A 21,787-nucleotide genomic window follows, 5' to 3' on the forward strand; every position below is an offset into this window, starting at 1 on the left:
TTTTTATGAAGTAAATATATTAACGGCGCGGCAATCCACCAAAGCCACCGCCGCCCATCATGCCTTTCATATTACGCATCATCTTCATCATGCCGCCGCCTTTCATTTTTTTCATCATGCGTTGCATGTCATCAAATTGTTTTAACAGGCGGTTAACATCTTGTACCTGAGTACCGGAACCCATAGCAATACGGCGTCTTCTGGAACCTTTAATAATATCGGGATTAGCGCGTTCTTTGAGCGTCATGGATTGAATAATCGCTTCCATTTTTACGGTTACTTTATCATCCATTTGTGATTTAACATTCTCAGGAATCTGGCCTGCACCTGGCAACTTAGCCAGCATCGCAGTCATACCACCCATGCTTCTCATCTGTTTTAGCTGATCCAGGAAATCGGTTAAATCAAACTTATCACCTTTTTTGAGCTTAGCCGCCATTTTTTCGGCTTTTTCATGATCGACTTTACTTTGTAACTCTTCGATCAATGAAAGCATATCCCCCATACCCAGGATTCGTGAGGCTATACGATCTGGATAAAAAGGCTCAAGTGCATCAGTCTTTTCGCCCATACCTAAGAATTTAATCGGTTTACCAGTAATATGACGAATAGATAGTGCCGCACCACCACGTGCATCACCATCGACTTTAGTCAGAATCACCCCGGTTAAAGGCAACGCTTCATTAAATGCCTTGGCAGTATTCGCTGCATCCTGACCAGTCATAGCATCAACCACAAACAGCGTTTCAATCGGTTTGATCGCCTGATGTAGTTGCTTAATTTCATCCATCATGTCGCTATCAACATGCAGACGACCCGCGGTATCGACGATCAAGACATCATAGAAGTTTAATTTTGCGTGATGTAAGGCTTTATTCGCAATATCGACCGGACTTTGATCATTACTGGATGGGAAAAAATCAACATTAATCGCTTTAGAGAGTGTCTCAAGCTGTTTGATCGCAGCAGGGCGATAAACGTCAGCAGAAACCATAAGCACTTTTTTCTTCTGCTTCTCTTTTAAGAATTTAGCCAGTTTTGCCACGCTGGTGGTTTTACCCGCACCTTGCAAGCCCGCCATGAGCATAACAGCAGGAGGTTGAGTCGCCAGATTAAGCTCACTGTTGACTGCGCCCATGGCGATAGTCAGTTCATTTTGAACAATTTTGATAAATTCCTGACCGGGTGTCAGGCTTTTATTCACATCCTGACCAACAGCTTTGTCTCTGACCTGATTAATAAAGTCACGAACAACAGGCAAAGCAACGTCAGCCTCAAGCAAAGCCATACGCACATCGCGTAATGCATCTTTGATATTGTCATCGGTTAATCTACCACGGCCACTGATATTGCGTAGTGTTTGGGACAGGCGTTCAGTTAAATTCTCAAACATAAATATTCTCTAAATAAATTAAAAAATTCACTTCCTAATGATAGCAGAAAACTATAATATATTCCCGTTTAATAATAACAATAAACATAAGGAAATTATCATGCACGATATGCAAGACGTTACTCCACCACAAATCTCCGTCGAAAGACAAAACGAAGTAAAAAAAGCCAGCTTCTGGATCAGTCAGTTATTCATCTTACTTGCTACAGTATCTGGTGTTTATTTAGCAGCAAATCAAGGTTTCAAACAAGCAGTTGAGTTTGAAAATATGAATACCTATAAAGACACCTATTATTTACAAAAATCCCTACAAAATGAGCTACAAGATAACATTATTATCTTGCAGAAATATATGGAAAAAGTTCAGGATGGAGCCTATTTTGGCGCTCGTAATGAACCATTAAATTTCTATTCTCTGGTTTGGGAAAATATGAAATTTTCACCAACAACATTATCTGCAGCACCAGAAGTTCTGCGTGATGCACAACGTTTTTACCGTGAAGTAGCAAGAATTCACCAGGCAGTTGCCACTGGCAATATGTCAATTCCTAATGGTATTAAATACTTCCAGGAAGAGATCAACATTATCAATGACAATACTATTCCGATGATCGAGAAAAGTAACGCGTCGATTAAAGTTAAACTTGATGATACTAATGTAGTCTTATAAGTTTAATTTAATGTGATTAAGAGCCAGTTTGACTGGCTTTTTTTATTTGATTAACGAGAGTTCTTCTCAATAATGACTTCAAACATTGTTGATTCTATTTTGTCTTGTACCTTCTCAACAAACCCACCTAAATTCCAACGATTTTTAGCCGGCGGTAATAATGTAGTTAAGGGCACAAGCTCAATATCATCAGGTAGATTAGCAATTTTATCGCGCAAGACATTCACAGTTTGTGAATAAGGATGTCCAATAGCAACTGCACTACCATTACGGCGGGCAAGACGAACAGCTTCATTAAACTGATGAGCAATAGATTCTTCGGTTTGAGTATCATCTAAAAATACGTCACGCCCAACAGCAGGAATATCATATTCAGCAGCCGCCACCATCCCTTGGGTTTTAGCAATCGTACGACTATCTAAAAAGAACAGAGAATAATAGTTTAGTTGTCGCATCACTTTGCGCATTCCATCCAGATTACCTGTCATCAGGCTACCCATATGATTGTTGACACCAATTGCATAAGGTACTTTTTCAACCGCTTCATAAATGATACGTTGAATTTCTGTTTCTGGCATAGTGGGAAAAATGGTGTCTTTTTCTAATGGCTGCTTACTGGTTGGTGCCATTGGTAGATGAATAATTACTTCATTACCATTTTGATGAGCTTCTGTAGCCATTTGCTTAGCATGAGGAGAGTTTGGTAAGACTGCTACGGTAATTTTAGGTGAAAAATGGATAATCTGCTGCTCATTATGAACACGATAACCAAAGTCATCGATCACAATAGCCAGACGCGCTGCCTGCACACTGAAAGTACATATAAACAGAGCGCTTACTACCAGTAAAAACCGTTTCATTTCTTTAACCACGCTTGAGGATCCAAAGCTCGCCCGTCCCGACGAATTTCAAAATAAAGTGATGGTTTCCCCTGACCACCACTCGAACCAACCAAAGCAATTGGCTGGCCGGCTTTAATATTATCACCAACGTTCACTAAAACACGCTGGTTGTATCCATACAGACTCATATCCCCTTTACCGTGATCCAGTGCCACCATAAAGCCATAACCCTGCAACCAGCTTGCCAGAATAACTTTTCCTTCAGCGATCGCTTTTACTTCTGTACCTTCTTTAGCACCAATCACCAGTGCTTTCCAGTGTAGCTCACCTTGTAGAGATTCACCAAAACGATGTTCAACTTTACCATTCACCGGCCAGAGTAACTGATTTTGCGGTTTACCGATTCCGCTCACCCGCGCCATTAAAGAGCGTTCATCTGCAGTTGGTTTATAATTAGAGACTTGTTGTCTGCTACGAATCTGTTCAGCCTGACGCGCCTCCTGCTCAGCAAGCGCTCTGGCCTGACGTGCCGCATTAGCTAGCTGAGCCTGTAGCTTGGCTTCGTTCTCACGCAGCTCTTCCAGTTTTTGCTGCCCGACCTGCATAGAGGTATCTAAAGAGCTTATGGTTTTTTGACGTTCACGCTGATTCTGTTCTAGATGACTTTGTTCTTCTTTTTGCTTAGTTTGCAAAGCTTGTTGTGCCGCCAGTTTCTCTTGCAGTGCCTGCTGGCTTTGCTCTAACTTGTCGTGAGTTTCCTGTAACTCTGCGATCTGTTCTTGTCTGGCCTCATTAAAGTAGCCAAAGTAAGTAATAATTCGTTCATTGCGCTCACTCTCAGCTCCGTTAAATACCAGTTCCATACCAGAGTTTTTACCGAGCCTAAAAGCGCTTTCAAGTTGTTTAGACAGTGCTGCTTGTTGCAGAACTTGTTTAGCTTCCAGCTCTTCAATCTGTTTAGACAGGACTGACACATCCTGACTTAGTTTTTTAAGTTCAGTTTGTGTTTGTTGAATAGAACCAAGGAGTTTAGCAATCGCCGTTTCTTGCTTTTTGAGTTCTTCAACTAAAGCGATACGTTGCTTACGTTGCTGTTCAAGTTTTCTTTCTTGTTCTGCGATTGATTTTTGAATTGTTGCCAGTTGGCTTTTATCATCCGCATGAGAAATAACAGGAGCCAGTAAAGCACCTGAGATAAGAATGATGTTCAAAAATCGCATGAGATTAGTCACTAAATAATGAATCAACCCTGATATTTACCAGGGTTGATTGGTCTAGATTATTTAGTAATAAATAACGGTTTACCCGTCATTTCTGCCGGTACTGGCATACCAATAAGTGTCAGCATTGTTGGTGCTAAGTCAGATAATTTACCGCCACTGACCGCTGTTGCTGGTTTACCAACATAAATTAGTGGAACTGGTAAGTTAGTATGGGCAGTGTGTGCCTGGCCTGTTTCGTCATCACGCATTTTTTCTGCATTACCATGGTCTGCCGTAATCAGTAACTGGCCATCGACTTTCTTAACCGCTTCAACGACACGACCAATACAGTGATCAAGCGCTTCAACCGCTTTCACCGCTGCATCAAACATACCTGTATGACCAACCATATCACCATTTGGATAGTTACAAATGATTACATCATATTTAGCACTTTCAATCGCACCAACCAGTTTGTCTGTAAGCTCTTCAGAACTCATTTCTGGTTGTAAGTCATAAGTTGCTACTTTTGGTGAATTAACTAAAATACGATCTTCGCTGGTAAATGGAGCTTCAACACCACCATTAAAAAAGAAAGTCACATGAGCATATTTTTCAGTTTCAGAAATACGTAACTGAGTTTTATTGTGTTTAGCTAACCATTCACCCAATGTATTAGTCAGTGACTGAGCAGGGTAAGCAATTGATGCATCAATATTGTCAGCGTATTCAGTTAACATCACAAAATCTGCAAAATTAACTACACGGCTACGTTTGAAGCCATCAAAATCTTTATCTACAAATGTACGTGTAATTTGACGAGCACGGTCAGCACGGAAGTTCATGAAAATCATTGCATCACCGTCTTCGATCGCAGCTGAAGGTTGGCCTGCACCACGAATAACAGTTGGTTTGACAAATTCATCGTTCTCATCACGAGCATAGGCCGCTTGCAGGCCTTCTACTGCGGTAGTTGCAGTAAATTCACCTTTTGCATCAACCATTAAGTCATAAGCAAGTTGTACACGATCCCAGCGGTTATCACGATCCATAGCATAATAACGACCAACAATTGTTGCAATACGCCCCTTACCTAACTCTTTAAATTTATTAGAGAAAACCTGAAGTGTTGACTCTGCACTACGTGGTGGAGTATCACGTCCATCTAAAAATGCGTGTAAATAAATCTTTTCTGCACCACGAGCAGCAGCCAGCTCTACCATCGCTAAGATGTGATCTTCATGGCTATGAACGCCACCTGGTGACATAAGACCCATTAAATGAACCGCTTTACCGGCTTTTACAGCTTTATCCACAGCAGCACAAAGTACCGGGTTATTTTGGAATTCACCATCCATAATATCTTTAGTGACTCGGGTCAGATCCTGATAAACCACACGACCCGCGCCGATATTGGTATGACCTACTTCTGAGTTACCCATTTGCCCTTCAGGTAGACCAACGTCCATACTTGATGCAGCAATTAAGGTATTTGGATAGGCTTTCATCAAACCATCCATAACTGGTTTTTTAGCACTGGCAATAGCATTATCTTTTTGTTCTTCGCGATAGCCATAACCATCAAGAATCACTAGAACGATTGGTTTCTTACTCATTCAATTTCACCTTTTACTTTAAATTGCTAATTACTTTAAATTCTTTCAGCCCAAATATAAGCAGCATTTTACTATAAAACAGGGGGGCAGGTATAGCGAAACCCTTGGTAATTTGCGCTAACTTTTCTCTATTCCTTCGATAGTGACACTGCCTACGAAAAAATATACAATATAGACCTTATTATAAAAAGAACGATGATTTAGAAAGAACGATGGCTAAACAGATAAAAGTAATCAAATGTCCGAACTGTGGTAGCGTCCAGAAGACGGAAATAAAAGAAGATCATTATCGTTGTGATAACTGTAACACCGACTACTTTTTAGACAACGATGATATTAATATCAATATTAACCAGTCTGAAACTAAAAAACACACAATAGCATCAAACTCTACGGCTAAAACTATTGGTATTGCAGTCGGTGCCGCTGTAATTGCGCTGATTGTAGTTTTTGCATTCCTGCCGAGTAAACCAACACGAACCACCGTTACTGTCGTGACCCCAACGGTCAGAACAACGACTCCACCGACGCAAACGACCCAAACTCCATCAACGACGCCACAACAGGTTAAACCACCCGTTATCAAATACAGTACGACTTATCCTTACTGTGATACTGTCATTGATGGTGACAGAGTATATATGCTGGCTATTGAGCAGCGTTCTGCCTATGAGTGGAAAGAAGATAAGTACTATTTCATGATTTATGACTTACTGAACGAAAAAGTCATTAAAGAAAATCCAATCAGTGATGTCTTTGCAGATAAAAACCGTCAGGTAAAATGGCAATATTTAAACTATACGTCAGACAAGACCTATTTTACCTTAAACGATCGTGAAGTTTATTTGCTGGATAAAGTCAATTATAGCTTCAATAAAGTGACATCAACACTACTGGCTAAACACCCTGAATATCAGACAGGTATCGCTTCGGTTACAACATCCATTACCACTTCCGGTAATGCCCTGCATATTCTGACTAACGATGGTAAAAAAGCGTATTACTATCCGGCTATTGATCAAATTTACGCGGATAATTACGATTTCCATATGTTAAAAAATCGTCCGCCAAAACCACAGCCGGATACGGCCGAACATATCTATTATGCGTTTGCTAATAACTACGGACGTAATAACAAGCTCATTCAGTCAACCTATGTCAGTCCTGATGGTAAAAATCATTTTGAATATCGTTCATCAGAAGTAGGTGCACAGAAACTTGGTGATTACCCGCCGTCAGTTGTTCATCAGGATGAAGACTCAGCTTATGACATTATTCCGGACACAAATCTGGATACACGAATTATTAATCACAAAAACTTAACACCGGGTCGCCTCTATTTTGATCCATCTGTTATTTATTTTGACGATAACCATTTAATTATAAAAACTAAAATCAATGCTGCACCAGATGCAACCTATAACTATCAGAGTATCGATACTAAAACAGGTAATGTTTTATGGACGATCACTGATGATAAAATCACAATTCAAAGCGTTGTGCCTTTTGACGGTAATTTCATCGCCAAACAGAGCTGTAACAAATACTCCATCATTGGCGCTGATGGTCAAATTATTAAGCAAATCACATTGAAAGGTAACTAGCCATGGGATTAAAAAACTTTTTTAAACGTCAATTAAGAACTGTTATTGAGTGGAATAGTCAGGATAGCAATATCTTATTCTTTCAGTTTGAAGCCCCAACTGACGAAATCAAAACGGCGAGTAAACTGATTGTGAACCCGGGTCAAGGGTGCTTACTGGTTTATGAAGGTAAAATTATTGATGTACTAAGTGAACAAGGTACTTATTCACTTAAAACCGCTAACCATCCGTTTATTACTAATTTACTTAAAATTCTACAAAGTTTTGAAAGTGAACATAAAATGAGAATCTATTTCTACCGTAAAGCAGAAGTAGTGAATCAAAAATGGGGCACTTCAACACCGATTAAATACATGGATAGCGTGTATAAATTCCCAATTGAGCTTGGCGCTTACGGTACCTATTCACTTAATGTTGAGCTACCAAAAGCGTTCTTTGAAAACATTGTGGGTACAAAAACAGTTTATACCACTAAAGATCTGCAACAATTGATGGTTTCACGTATTATTCCTGAAATTTCGTCACATTTAGCGACAGATAGCTACTCATATCAGAATATTGATTCTCAGCTTATGAAGCTTTCTGGTGAACTCAAAACAAGTTTACAAGGAACCTTTAATCAATTAGGTTTAGCGTTAAGTGATTTCCGTATTGAAGCAACTTCATTTAATGAAGAAACAGTTGCTCGTATTAATCGTATCGCTGAGTCCCGTACTGATGCAATTGCAGCGCAAGAAGTTGGACTTGATTACGTTGATCACGAAAGACTTAAAGCGCTGCGTGATGCCGCTAAAAATGAAGGTGGTCTGGCTGGTGCAGGACTACAAATTGGCGCAGGTTTTGAGCTGGCGAAATCTTTTGATCTGAAAAAAGGTGGTGCTGGTTCAGCTGATAATCAGGCTGTAGCTCAACCAGCAGCAGAGGATCCATCAATTGCTCAATTGAAGAAATTAAAATCACTACTTGATGATGGAATTCTGACTCAGGAAGAATTTGATGCGAAAAAGAAAGAGATATTAGATCGTATTTAATTTTCATTCATTAAGAGAAAAGCAGGCTTTGCCTGCTTTTTTTATTGCTTAAGATTTTGTATATATCGATATTGTAGTGTGTGGATTGCGCGACGCAGTCGCGCTTGTAGATCTTGGTATGGTGAAAAAATTAGCCTGTATGTGAGCTTAGCAGTACTATTCCGATGCGCTGAACATGCAAGCCATGTAACGCTTACTCCATAGCACCGCTAAGCTCAGTATGCATCCAATAACATTTACTGATAAAAGATTAAGAGATTATATATTTAAAGAAAAACAGAAAAGTTAAATATAAAACCCAATAAAATCAAATATTTAATATATTTATAACTATTTGATTTTATTAGATTTTTATGTTGAGAATAGATTGAAATTGTTGTAAGTTTTTTAGAATACCAGAGTTGAATTTGATGGAGAGCGTATTCCATAGGTCTTAGCGAGTCCCCGAGCGGGCGCCTATGGTGTACGGTAGGCCATCAAACCCACGGAATAAGCAACCTCACCCAAAATATTGCGCAAGGGCGGCGCAGTCCGCCCCAAATCCAATGCCAATAACAAATAACAACACCAGAGCAGCTCACGCTGCCCACAACAAATTATGACGAAAATCTTTTCGCTTCAAGCACATCTGGTAACTGCCCTACTTTAACCAGCATCCGTCCAAGCACTTCCTGATTTGGGACTTCAATATCCATATCGATCGTTGCCAGTTGCTGTTTAAGATCGCTGCGGCTGGTTACGCCAAGCACATTGACCTTCTCATTAGCAAGAACAGTAGTAATATCCCGTAACAACCCACTGCGGTCATTAGCAATAATACGAATACTGAGTGAATAGTTATTTTCCGCGCCATGGCCCCAGACAGCTTCAACTACACGCTCCGGTGCATGGCTTCTTAAATCAATCAATTGCTCACAATCAGCCCGGTGAATTGAGATACCTCGCCCCTGAGTGATAAAACCTACAATTTCATCACCCGGAATTGGTCTGCAACAACGAGCGATGGTGTGCATTAAATTACCTACGCCTTCAACCACGATTTGGCTACTATTGCTCTTACCATTGCGCGCCTGACTGTTTTCCGCTTTTTGTGTCAGCTGTTTTAGTGCGGCTTCATCTTCTTGTGCTGCCGTTGGCTTATTAAAGGTGGCATTTAAGAAGTTACTCAGCTGATTAATACGGATGTCACCACTACCAATACTTGCCAGTACTTCCTCAAAGGAGTGAGCGTTATAACGATCGATTAAGATCTTCTCGACATCTTTTAAAGTCAGCCCGAGTTGTTCCAGCTCAGTATCTAAAGTCTGACGACCAGCCAGAATATTCTTATCCCGATCCTGCTTTTTAAACCATGCCTGAATCTTAGCACGAGCCCGGCTGCTATTCACAAACCCGGCATTTGGATTTAACCAGTCACGACTTGGGTTTGGTTGTTTTTGAGTAATCACCTCAATCTGATCACCCATTTGTAGCTGATAGGTAAACGGTACGATGCGCCCGCCAATTTTTGCCCCAATGCAGCGATGACCAATATCACTGTGAATATGGTAAGCGAAGTCCAGAGGAGTTGAATGCATGGGTAAATCAACCACATCACCTTTTGGTGTAAACACATAAACTCGATCGTCAAACACCTGACTACGGACCTCTTCACGAATCTCTCCGCTGTCAGACATTTCTTCCTGCCACGCCAGTAACTTACGCAACCAGATGATACGCTGATCATAAGCGGTCATCTTATCAGTGCTGCCCTCTTTATACTTCCAGTGAGCAGCGACACCAAGTTCTGCATCATTATGCATCTGCTCAGTACGGATCTGAATTTCAATGGTTTTATTCTGTGGCCCCAGAATGACAGTATGAATTGACTGATAACCATTTGGCTTAGGATTTGCTACATAATCATCAAATTCTTTGGCAATATGCTTATAATGAGAATGTACAATCCCCAGTGCACCATAACAATCCTCAATTTTTTGAGCGATAATTCTGACGGCCCGAATATCATAAAGCTCTTCAAATGACAGATTTTTCTTCTGCATCTTACGCCAGATGCTATAGATATGTTTGGGACGACCATAAATCTCAACCTGGATATCATCAGCCTTCATGAGTTTTTGCAGATGCTGAGTAAAATCTTCGATATAGCGTTCACGATCTAAACGGCGTTCCTGCAACTTATTAGCGATCGTGCGGTACTCTTCCGGGTGCAGATAACGGAAGCAAAAATCTTCCAGTTCCCACTTTAACTGCCCAATCCCTAAACGGTTGGCAAGTGGCGCATAAATTTTAAAACACTCTTTAGCTGCCAGAACTCTCTCTTCTTCCGACGCACCAACAATATCGCGCAGGAACATAATTCGTTCTGCCAGCTTAATAATCACACTACGGAAGTCTTTTACCATCGCCAGTAACATACGGCGAATACTATCAACTTGTTCAGTCGTGGCTGAGCCGTTATGAATAGCACGTAGCTGACGAATATTCTTCATTCGTACTACGCCATCAGCTAAATGGACGATATCTTTACTGATCTCATCTTTAATATCATCATAGCGAATGACTTTAGCATCAAGGAAAGGGAATAATAACGCTGCGCTTAAACTATCCGCATCCATATTTAATGTGGACAGGATTTCAATCATCTCAATAGCGTTATGGAAACAGAGAATTTGTTCAGGTGAGCCTGCACTGTTTTCAAAACAGAAATCCCACACTGACTTAAATTTTTTATACGCGGCCTCGTTGGCTAGTGGTAGTTCCTGCTTAGCCCACTTCTCGAAATCAAATTGTTCTAAAGCATAGTGTTCATCAATATTTTGATGAGCGCCTCTTACTGATACCATAATTTTTCATTCCATTAACGCATAAATAAGGCCATTGATTCCAGATGCTTAGTCTGTGGGAACATATCTAAAACTGATAATTTCACTAGTTTATAGCCTTGTTCCGTCAATATTTTACTGTCCCGTGCTAACGTCGCCGGATTACAGGAAATATACACAATGTGCGACAAGTCCTTTGTTGCAATTTGTGTGACCACAGTTAAAGCACCAACCCGAGCTGGATCCAGCAAGACTTTATTAATCGAGTTTTTTAACCAGACCGGATGCTTAGGTAGTTCATCCAGATTCTGCTGATAAAACTCAATATGACATGCTGAGTCCAATAAATCTTTATTCAATATAGTGTTTGTTTGCGCTTTTTCAACCAGCGCATCCACACCTTCAACACCAATCACCTGTTTTGCCACTTTTGCCATTGGCAGAGAAAAATTCCCCATCCCACAAAACAGATCAAGCACTTCATCGTTTGAACTCAGTTCCAGCCAGCTTAATGCTTGTTCCACCATCTTCTGATTTATCTGACCATTTACCTGAATAAAATCTAACGGACTAAAAGTCAGAGCCAGATCATCAATCTGGTAATAAGGTGTTTTATCTTCGGTCACACAAACCAGTTCTGTTCCGTGTAAGTACAGTGATAACTGATACTTCTGCGCAAACTGAATCAAACTCAAATAGTCAGATTCAACCAGTGGCTGAGTATGTCTTAAAACTATAATTAGACCACTTTCAACAGACAATAGTTCCACATGTCCAATCACTTGCTTACTTTTTAGCTGATTCAAACAGGTACGCAGAGGAATCAGTAAATCATCTAAAGACTTTACCAAAACAGGACAGGTTTGGATGTTAATAATGTCGCTGGAAAGTTCCTGACGAAATCCCATCTGCAACTTACCTTTTTGCCACATAACCGCTAGTCTGGCACGGCGACGATAACCATATTCGCTAGCTGCAACGACAGAGCATTGTTCTGGTGCAATATCCTGTTTTGTTTCACGGCGCATTAAGTTCAGTAAAGCCGCTTGTTTACTTTGCTGTTGTAACTTTTCAGCCACGTGCTGCATCTGACATCCGCCACACTCATCATAATGAGGACAGCGTGGAATTACTCGTTCAGGGCTATCATTATATCGTTTTAGTACTCTGGCTTTAGCAAACTGCTTTTTATCTTCGGTCAGTTGAATATCAACGGTTTCACCCGGTAAGGCATTTTTAATAAAAATGGTTTTTCCTGAGTGAGAGGCCACTCCTTGTCCAAAAGCATCTAATGCGTGTACTTCAACAGTTAATTTTTGCTTAGTAGGCTGACGCTTAGTCGGAACATAAAAATTGGCCATAACGCTATTTCACCAGAACCTTATTTGCTATTTACTTTCTTTAATAATTGTTGTTCTACATGCTTTGGTACAAGACCCGACACTTCACCTTTATGCAAGGCAACTTCACGCACGATAGACGAAGAGATAAAACCGGTCTCCGGAGATGGCATCAGAAAAATAGTATCTAAATCGGCTTTTAAGTGGCGATTCATCTCTGCCAGCTGGCGCTCATACTCAAAATCATAGGTTGTACGCACACCACGCACCAGCATTGTGGCTCCTTGTTGCGAAGCAAATTCAGCCATTAAATTGGTATAACCAATAGCTTCAACATTAGGTAAATGCTTAATCGCTTCTGCAGCAAGTAAAACACGCTCTTCCAGTGAGAATAATGTCTTTTTACTTGGGCTTGCTGCCACGCCAATAATCAGGCGCTGAAACAGTGGTGCAGCACGGGTAATCAGCTCAACATGGCCATTAGTAATAGGATCAAAAGTTCCCGGAAAAATTGCAGTTGGCATTTGTTTCATAACAAAACCTGTGTATGATATTTAGATTAGCTCTATCATACAAAATTTCTTATGAAATTGTTAGATAAATGAGACATATCACTTATGGAAAATAAAATCTCAGCGGTCATTATTACACTTAATGAAGAAAAGAATATTGGACGCTGTTTAGCCTCGCTGCAAGGCATTGCCGATGAAATTATCATTGTTGATAGTTTCTCAACCGATAAAACCGAAGAAATCTGCCAGCAATACGGTGCGAAATTTATCCGACAAGCCTGGCTGGGATATGGTAAACAGAAAAATTTTGCTGCTGAACAAGCTCAGTATGACTATATTCTCTCGCTGGATGCGGACGAAGCTCTATCTGATGAACTTAAAGCCTCAATTTTACAACTTAAATCTCAGTCAATGTCAGAAGCTTATTCCCTTAATCGCCTGACTAACTATTGTGGTAAATGGATCCGCCATTGTGGCTGGTATCCTGATCGTAAAATCCGTTTATGGAAAAAAGGTTGTGCCAACTGGACGACTCCGCGTGTACATGAAACCATTAAACTGGCACCCAATATTACACCAATTCATCTCAAAGGTGATTTACTGCACTACACTTATTACACCATAGGTGAACATATTCAGATCGCTAACAAATATACTACGCTTGTAGCTGAAGAATATGCTGATCGTGGACGTAAAGCGTCATTTATCAAAATCTTCTTAAATCCGCCATTTAGCTTTTTCCGTGATTACTTCCTGCGCCTTGGGATTTTAGATGGTTATTACGGATTTGTGATTTGTGCAGTAGCTTCCTTCTCCACCTTTTTAAAATATTCCAAGTTAAAACAGGTTCTGGAACAACGTAAACTGGAGCAACGTAAACATGATGCCTAAATCCGTTTCATTAGTTGTCACAACGTATAACTGGCCACAGGCTCTGGAGCTGGTATTAATCTCTATTCTTAAGCAATCTGTTCTGCCTGATGAAGTGATTATTGCTGATGATGGCTCTAAACAGGAAACCATTGATTTAGTTAAGCGCTATCAGACCACGTTTCCGGTTCCTTTAATCCATAGCTGGCAAGAGGATTTAGGTTTTAGAGCAGCACGTTCACGTAACTTAGCCTTTGCTAAAGCGAAAAGTGATTATATTGTGATGCTGGATGGGGATATGGTACTGCATCACCATTTCATTCGTGATCATAAAAGAGCGGCTGCGCCTAATCAGTTTATTCAGGGGCGCCGGGTTATTCTGACTAAACCGTTAACTGAACAAGCACTTGAGTCTAAACAGACACTATTTAGTATTTTTTCCAGCGACGTAAAAAATAAAGCCAATACTATTTCTTGCCCGCTGCTTTCTCCTATCATGTCTAAACTCTTTTCTAAGCAATCTCTGCGCGGTATTCGTAGTTGTAATATGGCAATCTGGAAATCGGATCTCATCAAAGTAAATGGTTTTAACGAAGCATTTGTCGGCTGGGGACGTGAAGACAGTGAATTTGTCGTGCGTCTGTTTAATAATGGACTAATACGCAAAGATCTGCGTTTTGGCGGAGTGGCGTACCACCTCTACCATAACGAAAATTCCAGACAGAATCTGGAAGAGAACGACAGACTACTGGAAGACGCAATTAAGCAAAACGTGAAATTCTGTGAACGTGGCCTGGCGGATCATCTGTAACTATCAGCGCTAACAAGCTGATTTAAATATTCTATTTATTTTTATAAATTGTCTATTGACAAATTATCACTGAACTAGTTTAATGATACAAAATAAAATTAAGTAGAATACTCCCATGTTAATACAAAATACCTTTACAGCAAACTTATGGTGGCACATCACACTTAACGGGTGATGTGTTTTGCTGTACTTAGATTTTATCTTACACAAGCCCGCAAATTGCGGGCTTTTTTATTGCTTAAAAAAGAGAAAAGATCATGAAGAGACCAATGTTAAAACAGTTTCAACAAGTCACTGAATATCATTCAGATCCGACCTCTGTCTTTTATCATTTATGTCAGAAAAAACCAGCCAGCTTGTTACTGGAGTCTGCTGAAATTGATAATAAACAAGGAATTAAAAGTTTAATGATCATTGATAGTGCTTTACGGATAACAGCACAAGGTCGAACTGTTAAAATTGAAGCATTAACTGACAATGGCTTATCGTTATTACCTTTACTAAAAGCACAACAATCCGCTTTAGTGACCACTCAGTTAACTGATAATCACCTGATACTCACCTACCCACCTATTGATGCACTACTTGATGAAGACAGTAAAATTAAAGCACCATCAGTATTTGATACGCTAAGAGATTTACTCAAACTAGTCGATTTGCCCGCTGATGCCGACCAGCATAGTCTGCTGGTTGGTGGATTATTTAGTTACGATTTAGCCACAGAGTTTGAAGCTATCGCCACTTTACCCGAATATCAGCATTGTCCTGATTACTGTTTTTATCTGTCAGAAACACTATTTACCCTTAATCATAAAACTAAAACAGCCAAGCTTTCAGCCTGTTTATTCACACCAAATGATAACGAAGAACAGCGTTTAAAAGCCCGTCTGCTGGATATTACCACCCAGCTTACCTGTTCAACGGTTTCTATTCCAAAACAAACTCTGCCATCACCCGAGCTAACAGGCTCTGTCAGTGATGAGCAATTTAAAACGACGGTTAAAAAGATGCAGGACGCGATCACTCAGGGGGAGATTTTTCAGGTTGTTCCTTCGCGCAGATTTTTTGTTCCCTGTCCTGAACCTCTTGCAGCCTATCAAACACTAAAACAGCAAAATCCAAGCCCTTATATGTTTTATATGCAGGATGAGCATTTTACACTGTTTGGCGCTTCGCCAGAAAGTGCCCTTAAATACACCAAAGAAACCAATCAAGTTGAAATTTACCCCATCGCAGGTACTCGCCCTCGTGGACGAAACCCACAGCAAAAAATTGATCCGGATTTAGATAGCCGTCTGGAACTGGAAATGCGCACTGATAAAAAAGAGCTGGCAGAGCATCTGATGCTGGTTGATTTAGCCCGCAATGATTTAGCCCGTATTTGTCAGCCTGGTACCCGCTACACACCGGAGCTGCTAAAAGTTGATCGCTATTCTCATGTGATGCATCTGGTATCGCGGGTTGTTGGTCAGCTAAGACAGGATTTAGATGCCCTGCACGCCTATCAGGCAACCATGAATATGGGAACACTAACAGGCGCACCAAAAGTCAGAGCAATGCAACTGATTGCAGAAACAGAACAAACAAGGCGTGGCAGTTACGGCGGAGCTATTGGTTACTTTACCGCAAAAGGTGATTTTGATACCTGTATTGTGATTCGCTCTGCGTTTGTAGCTAATGATATTGCTACCATTCAGGCTGGTGCAGGAGTAGTCTTTGATTCAGATCCGCAAGCTGAATCTGATGAAACTTATTACAAAGCCAAAGCAGTCATTAATGCAATTCAGACTGCTCATCAGGAGGCACGATAATGGCTAACATCTTACTTTTAGATAACATCGATTCCTTCACCTATAACTTAGCGGATTTACTACGTCAACAGGAACATCAGGTGACAATTTATCGCAATACCGTTCCTGCTGATGTGATTATCGATAAACTCAATCAGATGAGTGATCCAATTTTAATGTTATCACCAGGTCCTGGCACACCGTCGAAAGCAGGTTGCATGGCAGAGCTTATCAAACGCCTGAAAGGTCAAATTCCTATCATTGGTATTTGTTTAGGCCATCAGGCTATTGTTGAAGCTTATGGCGGAATTATTGTGCCAACAGGTGAGATTCTGCATGGTAAAGCCTCACTCATTGAACATGATAATCAGGCGATGTTTGTTGGTCTGCCCAATCCATTACCTGTAGCGCGTTACCATTCACTCAGAGGGGAAAACATTCCTAACAACCTGACGATCAATGCCTATTTTAACCGCGTTGTGATGGCAGTACGTAATGAAGCAGATCGGATTTGTGGTTTTCAGTTCCACCCTGAATCAATCCTGACCACACATGGTGCTAAACTTTTACAGCAAACTATTGAGTGGATTGCAAAACTTCCTAAAGTACTACCAGAGTCACAAAATTTAGTCGTTAAGCATCGGGCAGTGCGCCCCATTATTGACAAGCTCTATCAGGGACAATCTCTAACCCAGACAGAAAGCCAAATCTTCTTTGAACAAGTGATTCAGGGCCAAATTGCCGAAACTGAGCTGGCAACAGCCATTATCAGCATGAAAGTGCGCGGTGAAACACCTTATGAAATAGCCGGAGCAGCACAAGCTCTGCTGAATAATGCTGAAGCATTTCCGGCACCTGACTATGATTTTGCAGATATTGTCGGTACTGGTGGTGATGGCACTAACAGTATTAATATTTCAACGGCCAGTGCTTTTGTTGCTGCTTCACTTGGCTTTCCGGTCGCCAAACATGGTAATCGTGGTGTATCCAGCCAGTCTGGTTCATCAGACGTATTATCAGTACTTGGACTTAAACTGAATCTGGCGGCTGATATCTCTCGTCAGGCGCTGGATGATTTACAGGTTTGCTTCCTGTTTGCTCAGCAATACCATTCTGGTTTCCGTCACGCGGCACCTGTACGTCAGCAGCTTAAAACCAGAACCATTTTTAATATTTTAGGTCCACTGATTAATCCGGCCAGACCAAAAAGAATTCTGCTGGGTGTTTATCACCCGGCGCTGTTAAAACCAATAGCAGAAACACTGAAAATGCTGAACTACCAGCACGCTTTAGTGGTACATGGTTCGGGTTTGGATGAGGTAGCGATTCACGGTGAAACTCAGGTGGCAGAAGTTAAAGATGGCACAATTAATTATTACTCCGTCACTCCAGCTGATTTTGGCTTAGAGCAATATGCACTGGAAGATATCTGCGGCGGCACACCAGAACAAAATGGGCATATTTTACAAACGATCTTACAAGGTAAAGGTACTCTCGCCCACGAATCAGCAATTGCCGTTAACGTAGCTATGGTAATGCGCTTATTCGCTAAAGATGACCTTAGTGCTAATGCACAGCAAGCACTGGTTATGATCCGCAGCGGTCAACCTTATCAACGCTTACAACAACTTGTCGCCAGAGGTCAATAATGCCTATTCTTACTGATAATATTAAACACTCAACGGTCCTGACTAAAATCGTACAAGACAAAGCGATCTGGTTAGAGAAACAGAAACATCGTCTGCCGCTTACTCAGTTTGAGTCGCACATTAATACTCAAACTCGCGACTTTTATCAGGCACTAAAACAACCCAGACCGGTGTTTATTTTAGAATGTAAAAAAGCCTCTCCGTCTAAAGGACTGATTCGGGCTGATTTTGATGTTGAGCAGATTGGTACAGCGTATAAACCTTATGCTGATGTTATTTCTGTGTTAACTGACGACCCCTACTTTCAGGGTGATTTTAGTTATCTAAAAATCATGCATGATACCGTTCCTCAGCCGGTGCTGTGCAAAGATTTTATTATCGATCCGTATCAAATTTATCTCGCACGTTACTATCAGGCTGATGCGATTTTACTGATGCTCTCGGTACTTGATGATGAACAATATCAAATTCTGAGTCAGCTTGCTCATCAGCTCAATATGGGTGTATTGACTGAAGCCAGCACAGAGGAAGAAGTTACCAGAGCAATCAATCTTAAAGCAAAAGTCATTGGTATTAATAATCGTAATCTGCGCAACTTATCTGTAGATCTGAACCGCGTGAAACAGCTTTCAACCGCTATTCCCAAAGAAACCACGATTATCAGCGAATCAGGTATCTATACACATAAACAAGTACAGGAACTCAGTCCATTTGCTAATGGTTTTTTAATTGGTAGTGCCTTAATGGAAGAAGAGGATCTAAGTAACGCCGTACGTAAAGTGATCTTTGGTGAAAATAAAGTGTGTGGTTTAACTAATCCTCAGGATGCACAAGCTGTTTATCAGGCTGGCAGTTTTTATGGTGGTTTAATCTTTGTGAAAACATCTCCACGCGTTGTGACGGTTGATCAGGCAAGAGAGATCATTCAGTCAGTACCTCTGAACTGGGTGGGTGTGTTTCGTGATGAAGCAATTCCAACCATTGCTGATATCGCTAAGGAACTCAAATTAACCGCGGTGCAACTGCATGGGCAGGAAGACGGTCATTACATTGAATTGCTGGCTAAATCTTTACCCAAGCATTGCCAGATCTGGCAAGCCGTCACAATCAAAGATCACGTTCCAGCTTGTGATAACCCACTGGTTAAACGCTATATCTTTGACAATGGTGCCGGTGGTACCGGGCAGCGTTTTAACTGGCAATTATTAAAACATAGCCCACTCAATAGCGTACTGCTCGCCGGTGGGATTAACCCGGAGAACGTACAACAAGCACTGAGTTATGGATGTTTAGGAGTGGATATTAATTCTGGTGTTGAATCCAAGCCCGGTATTAAAGATCACCAACTATTAACACAAATCTTTACTCAATTACGCCAGTATCAGGCAAGAAGCACAGCTTAACAGGATAACTATTATGGCAAAACTTAACACTTATTTTGGCGAATTTGGCGGACAATATGTACCGCAAATTCTGATCCCGGCTCTAAACCAGCTGGAAGAGGCATTTATTGAGGCGCAAAGTGATCCTCTTTTTCAACAACAGTTCTTTGCTCTGCTACATAATTATGCCGGCAGACCAACGGCGCTCACGCTTTGTCAAAACCTGACTAAAGGAACCAAAACTAAACTTTACCTGAAACGTGAAGATTTACTCCATGGCGGTGCTCACAAAACCAATCAGGTTCTGGGTCAGGCACTGCTTGCCAAACGTATGGGTAAGACCGAAATTATTGCCGAAACCGGCGCCGGTCAACACGGGGTTGCCTCCGCACTGGCTTGTGCTTTACTTGGACTTAAATGCCGTATCTATATGGGAGCAAAAGATATTGAGCGTCAGGCACCAAACGTTTTTCGTATGAAACTGATGGGAGCAGAAGTCATCTCAGTTAAAAGTGGTTCTGCCACATTAAAAGATGCCTGTAATGAAGCACTGCGAGACTGGTCTGGCAGCTATGAAACAGCGCACTATATGCTAGGTACTGCTGCAGGCCCTCACCCATTCCCGACGATTGTCAGAGAGTTCCAGCAGATGATCAGTGCAGAAACGAAACAACAAATTCTGGTCAAAGAAGGACGCTTACCTGATGCTGTAATCGCTTGCGTGGGCGGTGGTTCTAATGCCATTGGCATGTTTACCAATTTTATTGCTGACAAACAAGTACAACTAATCGGCGTAGAGCCTGCTGGTAAAGGCATCGAAACAGGGCAACACGGCGCACCACTAAAACATGGTCATGTCGGGATCTACTTTGGAATGAAATCCCCAATGATGCAAACAGAGGAAGGACAAATTGAAGAGTCTTATTCTGTCTCTGCTGGTTTAGACTTCCCGTCTGTTGGCCCGCAGCATGCTTATTTAAACAGCATCGGACGAGCTGATTATGTCTCTATCGCTGATGACGAAGCATTGGACGCCTTTTTAGCACTCTCAAGACATGAAGGTATCATCCCGGCACTTGAATCATCACACGCATTAGCTCATGCATTAAAAATGATTAAACAGGCACCAGACAAAGAACAACTACTGGTAGTAAACCTATCCGGACGAGGTGATAAAGATATTTTCACTGTCTCAGATATCTTAAAGGCAAAAGGAGAATTCCATGACAGCATCTAATCGTTATCAGGCTTTATTCACCGGACTAAACGTTAAAAAAGAAGGCGCCTTTATTCCGTTTGTCACCCTTGGCGATCCTACGCCTCAAATATCCTTAGATATCATTGATACACTGGTAACATCAGGTGCTGACGCGTTGGAGCTGGGGATTCCGTTTTCCGATCCTTTGGCTGATGGGCCAACCATTCAAAATGCAACACTGCGTGCATTTGCCGGTGGCATTACCGTGGCTAAATGTTTTGAGATGTTGACTATAATTCGCAGTAAATACCCTGATCTACCCATTGGTGTGCTGGTTTATGCTAATTTAGTCTTTCGGGGCGGTATCGATTCATTTTATGCACGATGCGCTAAAGCAGGTGTTGATTCTGTCCTTGTTGCCGACGTCCCTCTGGAAGAGTCAGAACCATTCAGACAAGCTGCTCTGGCACATGATATTGATCCTATTTTTATCTGTCCACCTAACGCCACGCCAGAAGTTATTCAGCAGATTGCATTAAATGGCAGTGGCTATACTTATCTAGTCTCCCGCTCTGGTGTCACTGGTGCAGAAAATAGCGCGAGTCAATCTCTGACTCATCTGGTTAAACAGCTGGCTGAAGCAAAAGCGCCGCCAGCAATTCAGGGATTTGGTATATCTAAACCAAAGCAAGTAAAAGAAACCATTACGTCCGGAGCGATGGGCGCAATTTCAGGTTCCGCAGTGGTCAATATTATTGCCCGTCATCTGACTCAACCGGAACAGATGAAAACTGAACTGATGCAGTTTTGCTTACAAATGAAGGGGGCAACAAAGTATAACTAATTCTTAATATATAATTCCTTCAATAAAATCAAATACTTATAAATATAATAACTTATTGATTTTATTGAAGAAAATATTTCATTCTTATCTCAAGCTACTTTACCTATTAAAACAATCGGTTAATTTACCCATCTTTACGCTGTTTTTTCAATCTGATTACGTGTATAAATTAGTCAATATAGTTGACTAATCATATCAACTATTAGAT

At 41.1% G+C, this 21,787-nt stretch carries 17 protein-coding genes and 1 other annotated feature; of the genes, 10 read left to right on the forward strand and 7 right to left on the reverse strand.

What is annotated here, in order from left to right; genetic code table 11:
• Nucleotides 1-19: 19 nt before the first annotated feature.
• A complete protein-coding gene (ffh, locus tag IPMB12_RS00280; protein WP_166913817.1) occupies nucleotides 20-1,393 on the reverse strand; it encodes a signal recognition particle protein in 1,374 nt (457 codons plus the stop codon).
• Between the two features lie 100 nt (nucleotides 1,394-1,493).
• Between ffh and IPMB12_RS00285 the strand changes: the two genes are divergently transcribed.
• Nucleotides 1,494-2,063, forward strand: a complete 570-nt coding sequence (locus IPMB12_RS00285) for a hypothetical protein (protein ID WP_166913819.1) — start codon at nucleotides 1,494-1,496, stop codon at nucleotides 2,061-2,063.
• Between the two features lie 50 nt (nucleotides 2,064-2,113).
• On the opposite strand, the gene IPMB12_RS00290 is transcribed toward IPMB12_RS00285, so the two are convergent.
• From IPMB12_RS00290 to gpmM, 3 genes are read right to left on the reverse strand one after another with little or no spacing between them, the layout of a single operon-like run.
• A complete protein-coding gene (locus IPMB12_RS00290) occupies nucleotides 2,114-2,923 on the reverse strand; it encodes a divergent polysaccharide deacetylase family protein (protein WP_166913821.1) in 810 nt (269 codons plus the stop codon).
• Nucleotides 2,920-4,137, reverse strand: coding sequence for a murein hydrolase activator EnvC (gene envC, locus IPMB12_RS00295; protein ID WP_208293511.1), 1,218 nt, complete (start codon nucleotides 4,135-4,137; stop codon nucleotides 2,920-2,922). The genes IPMB12_RS00290 and envC overlap by 4 nt, the downstream gene beginning before the upstream one ends.
• A 47-nt stretch (nucleotides 4,138-4,184) precedes the next feature.
• Entirely contained in the window at nucleotides 4,185-5,723 is a 1,539-nt protein-coding gene (gene gpmM, locus IPMB12_RS00300; RefSeq protein ID WP_166913823.1) for a 2,3-bisphosphoglycerate-independent phosphoglycerate mutase, read from the reverse strand.
• Between the two features lie 212 nt (nucleotides 5,724-5,935).
• On the opposite strand from gpmM, the gene IPMB12_RS00305 reads away from it, so the two are divergent.
• Both IPMB12_RS00305 and IPMB12_RS00310 read left to right on the forward strand, forming a co-directional pair.
• Nucleotides 5,936-7,327 (forward strand): hypothetical protein, encoded by a 1,392-nt coding sequence (locus IPMB12_RS00305; protein WP_166913825.1) that lies wholly within the window; start codon nucleotides 5,936-5,938, stop codon nucleotides 7,325-7,327.
• Nucleotides 7,328-7,329: 2 nt separating this feature from the next.
• A complete protein-coding gene (locus IPMB12_RS00310; protein ID WP_166913827.1) occupies nucleotides 7,330-8,358 on the forward strand; it encodes an SPFH domain-containing protein in 1,029 nt (342 codons plus the stop codon).
• Between the two features lie 596 nt (nucleotides 8,359-8,954).
• Here the strand turns inward: IPMB12_RS00310 and relA are convergent.
• From relA to coaD, 3 genes are read right to left on the reverse strand one after another with little or no spacing between them, the layout of a single operon-like run.
• Nucleotides 8,955-11,204 (reverse strand): GTP diphosphokinase, encoded by a 2,250-nt coding sequence (relA, locus tag IPMB12_RS00315; RefSeq protein WP_166913829.1) that lies wholly within the window; start codon nucleotides 11,202-11,204, stop codon nucleotides 8,955-8,957.
• Nucleotides 11,205-11,218: 14 nt separating this feature from the next.
• Nucleotides 11,219-12,544 (reverse strand): 23S rRNA (uracil(1939)-C(5))-methyltransferase RlmD, encoded by a 1,326-nt coding sequence (gene rlmD / locus IPMB12_RS00320; RefSeq protein WP_166913831.1) that lies wholly within the window; start codon nucleotides 12,542-12,544, stop codon nucleotides 11,219-11,221.
• A 20-nt stretch (nucleotides 12,545-12,564) separates the two neighbouring features.
• Complete coding sequence (gene coaD / locus IPMB12_RS00325) at nucleotides 12,565-13,047, reverse strand: pantetheine-phosphate adenylyltransferase (RefSeq protein ID WP_166917633.1); 483 nt, start codon at nucleotides 13,045-13,047, stop codon at nucleotides 12,565-12,567.
• A 93-nt stretch (nucleotides 13,048-13,140) separates the two neighbouring features.
• On the opposite strand from coaD, the gene IPMB12_RS00330 reads away from it, so the two are divergent.
• The 7 genes from IPMB12_RS00330 to trpA all read left to right on the forward strand — a co-directional run bounded on the left by IPMB12_RS00330 (nucleotide 13,141) and on the right by trpA (nucleotide 21,579).
• On the forward strand, nucleotides 13,141-13,926 hold the full coding sequence (locus IPMB12_RS00330) for a glycosyltransferase family 2 protein (RefSeq protein ID WP_166913834.1): 786 nt from the start codon (nucleotides 13,141-13,143) through the stop codon (nucleotides 13,924-13,926).
• Nucleotides 13,916-14,716 carry a glycosyltransferase family 2 protein gene (locus IPMB12_RS00335; RefSeq protein WP_208293512.1) on the forward strand — a complete coding sequence of 267 codons (801 nt, stop codon included), beginning with the start codon at nucleotides 13,916-13,918 and terminating at the stop codon, nucleotides 14,714-14,716. Before IPMB12_RS00330 ends, IPMB12_RS00335 begins: the two co-directional genes overlap by 11 nt.
• Before the next feature lie 142 nt (nucleotides 14,717-14,858).
• Nucleotides 14,859-14,951, forward strand: a sequence feature (Trp leader region).
• 22 nt (nucleotides 14,952-14,973) lie between these two features.
• Nucleotides 14,974-16,527, forward strand: a complete 1,554-nt coding sequence (locus IPMB12_RS00340) for an anthranilate synthase component 1 (protein WP_166913836.1) — start codon at nucleotides 14,974-14,976, stop codon at nucleotides 16,525-16,527.
• Nucleotides 16,527-18,155, forward strand: coding sequence for a bifunctional anthranilate synthase glutamate amidotransferase component TrpG/anthranilate phosphoribosyltransferase TrpD (trpD, locus tag IPMB12_RS00345; RefSeq protein WP_166913838.1), 1,629 nt, complete (start codon nucleotides 16,527-16,529; stop codon nucleotides 18,153-18,155). Before IPMB12_RS00340 ends, trpD begins: the two co-directional genes overlap by 1 nt.
• A complete protein-coding gene (gene trpCF / locus IPMB12_RS00350; RefSeq protein ID WP_166913840.1) occupies nucleotides 18,155-19,558 on the forward strand; it encodes a bifunctional indole-3-glycerol-phosphate synthase TrpC/phosphoribosylanthranilate isomerase TrpF in 1,404 nt (467 codons plus the stop codon). The genes trpD and trpCF overlap by 1 nt, the downstream gene beginning before the upstream one ends.
• A gap of 13 nt (nucleotides 19,559-19,571) precedes the next feature.
• Nucleotides 19,572-20,774 (forward strand): tryptophan synthase subunit beta, encoded by a 1,203-nt coding sequence (trpB, locus tag IPMB12_RS00355; protein ID WP_166913841.1) that lies wholly within the window; start codon nucleotides 19,572-19,574, stop codon nucleotides 20,772-20,774.
• Complete coding sequence (trpA, locus tag IPMB12_RS00360) at nucleotides 20,761-21,579, forward strand: tryptophan synthase subunit alpha (RefSeq protein WP_166913843.1); 819 nt, start codon at nucleotides 20,761-20,763, stop codon at nucleotides 21,577-21,579. Before trpB ends, trpA begins: the two co-directional genes overlap by 14 nt.
• Nucleotides 21,580-21,787: the final 208 nt, after the last annotated feature.

This window comes from Zophobihabitans entericus (genome assembly GCF_011745665.1).
Taxonomy (GTDB): domain Bacteria; phylum Pseudomonadota; class Gammaproteobacteria; order Enterobacterales; family Orbaceae; genus Zophobihabitans; species Zophobihabitans entericus.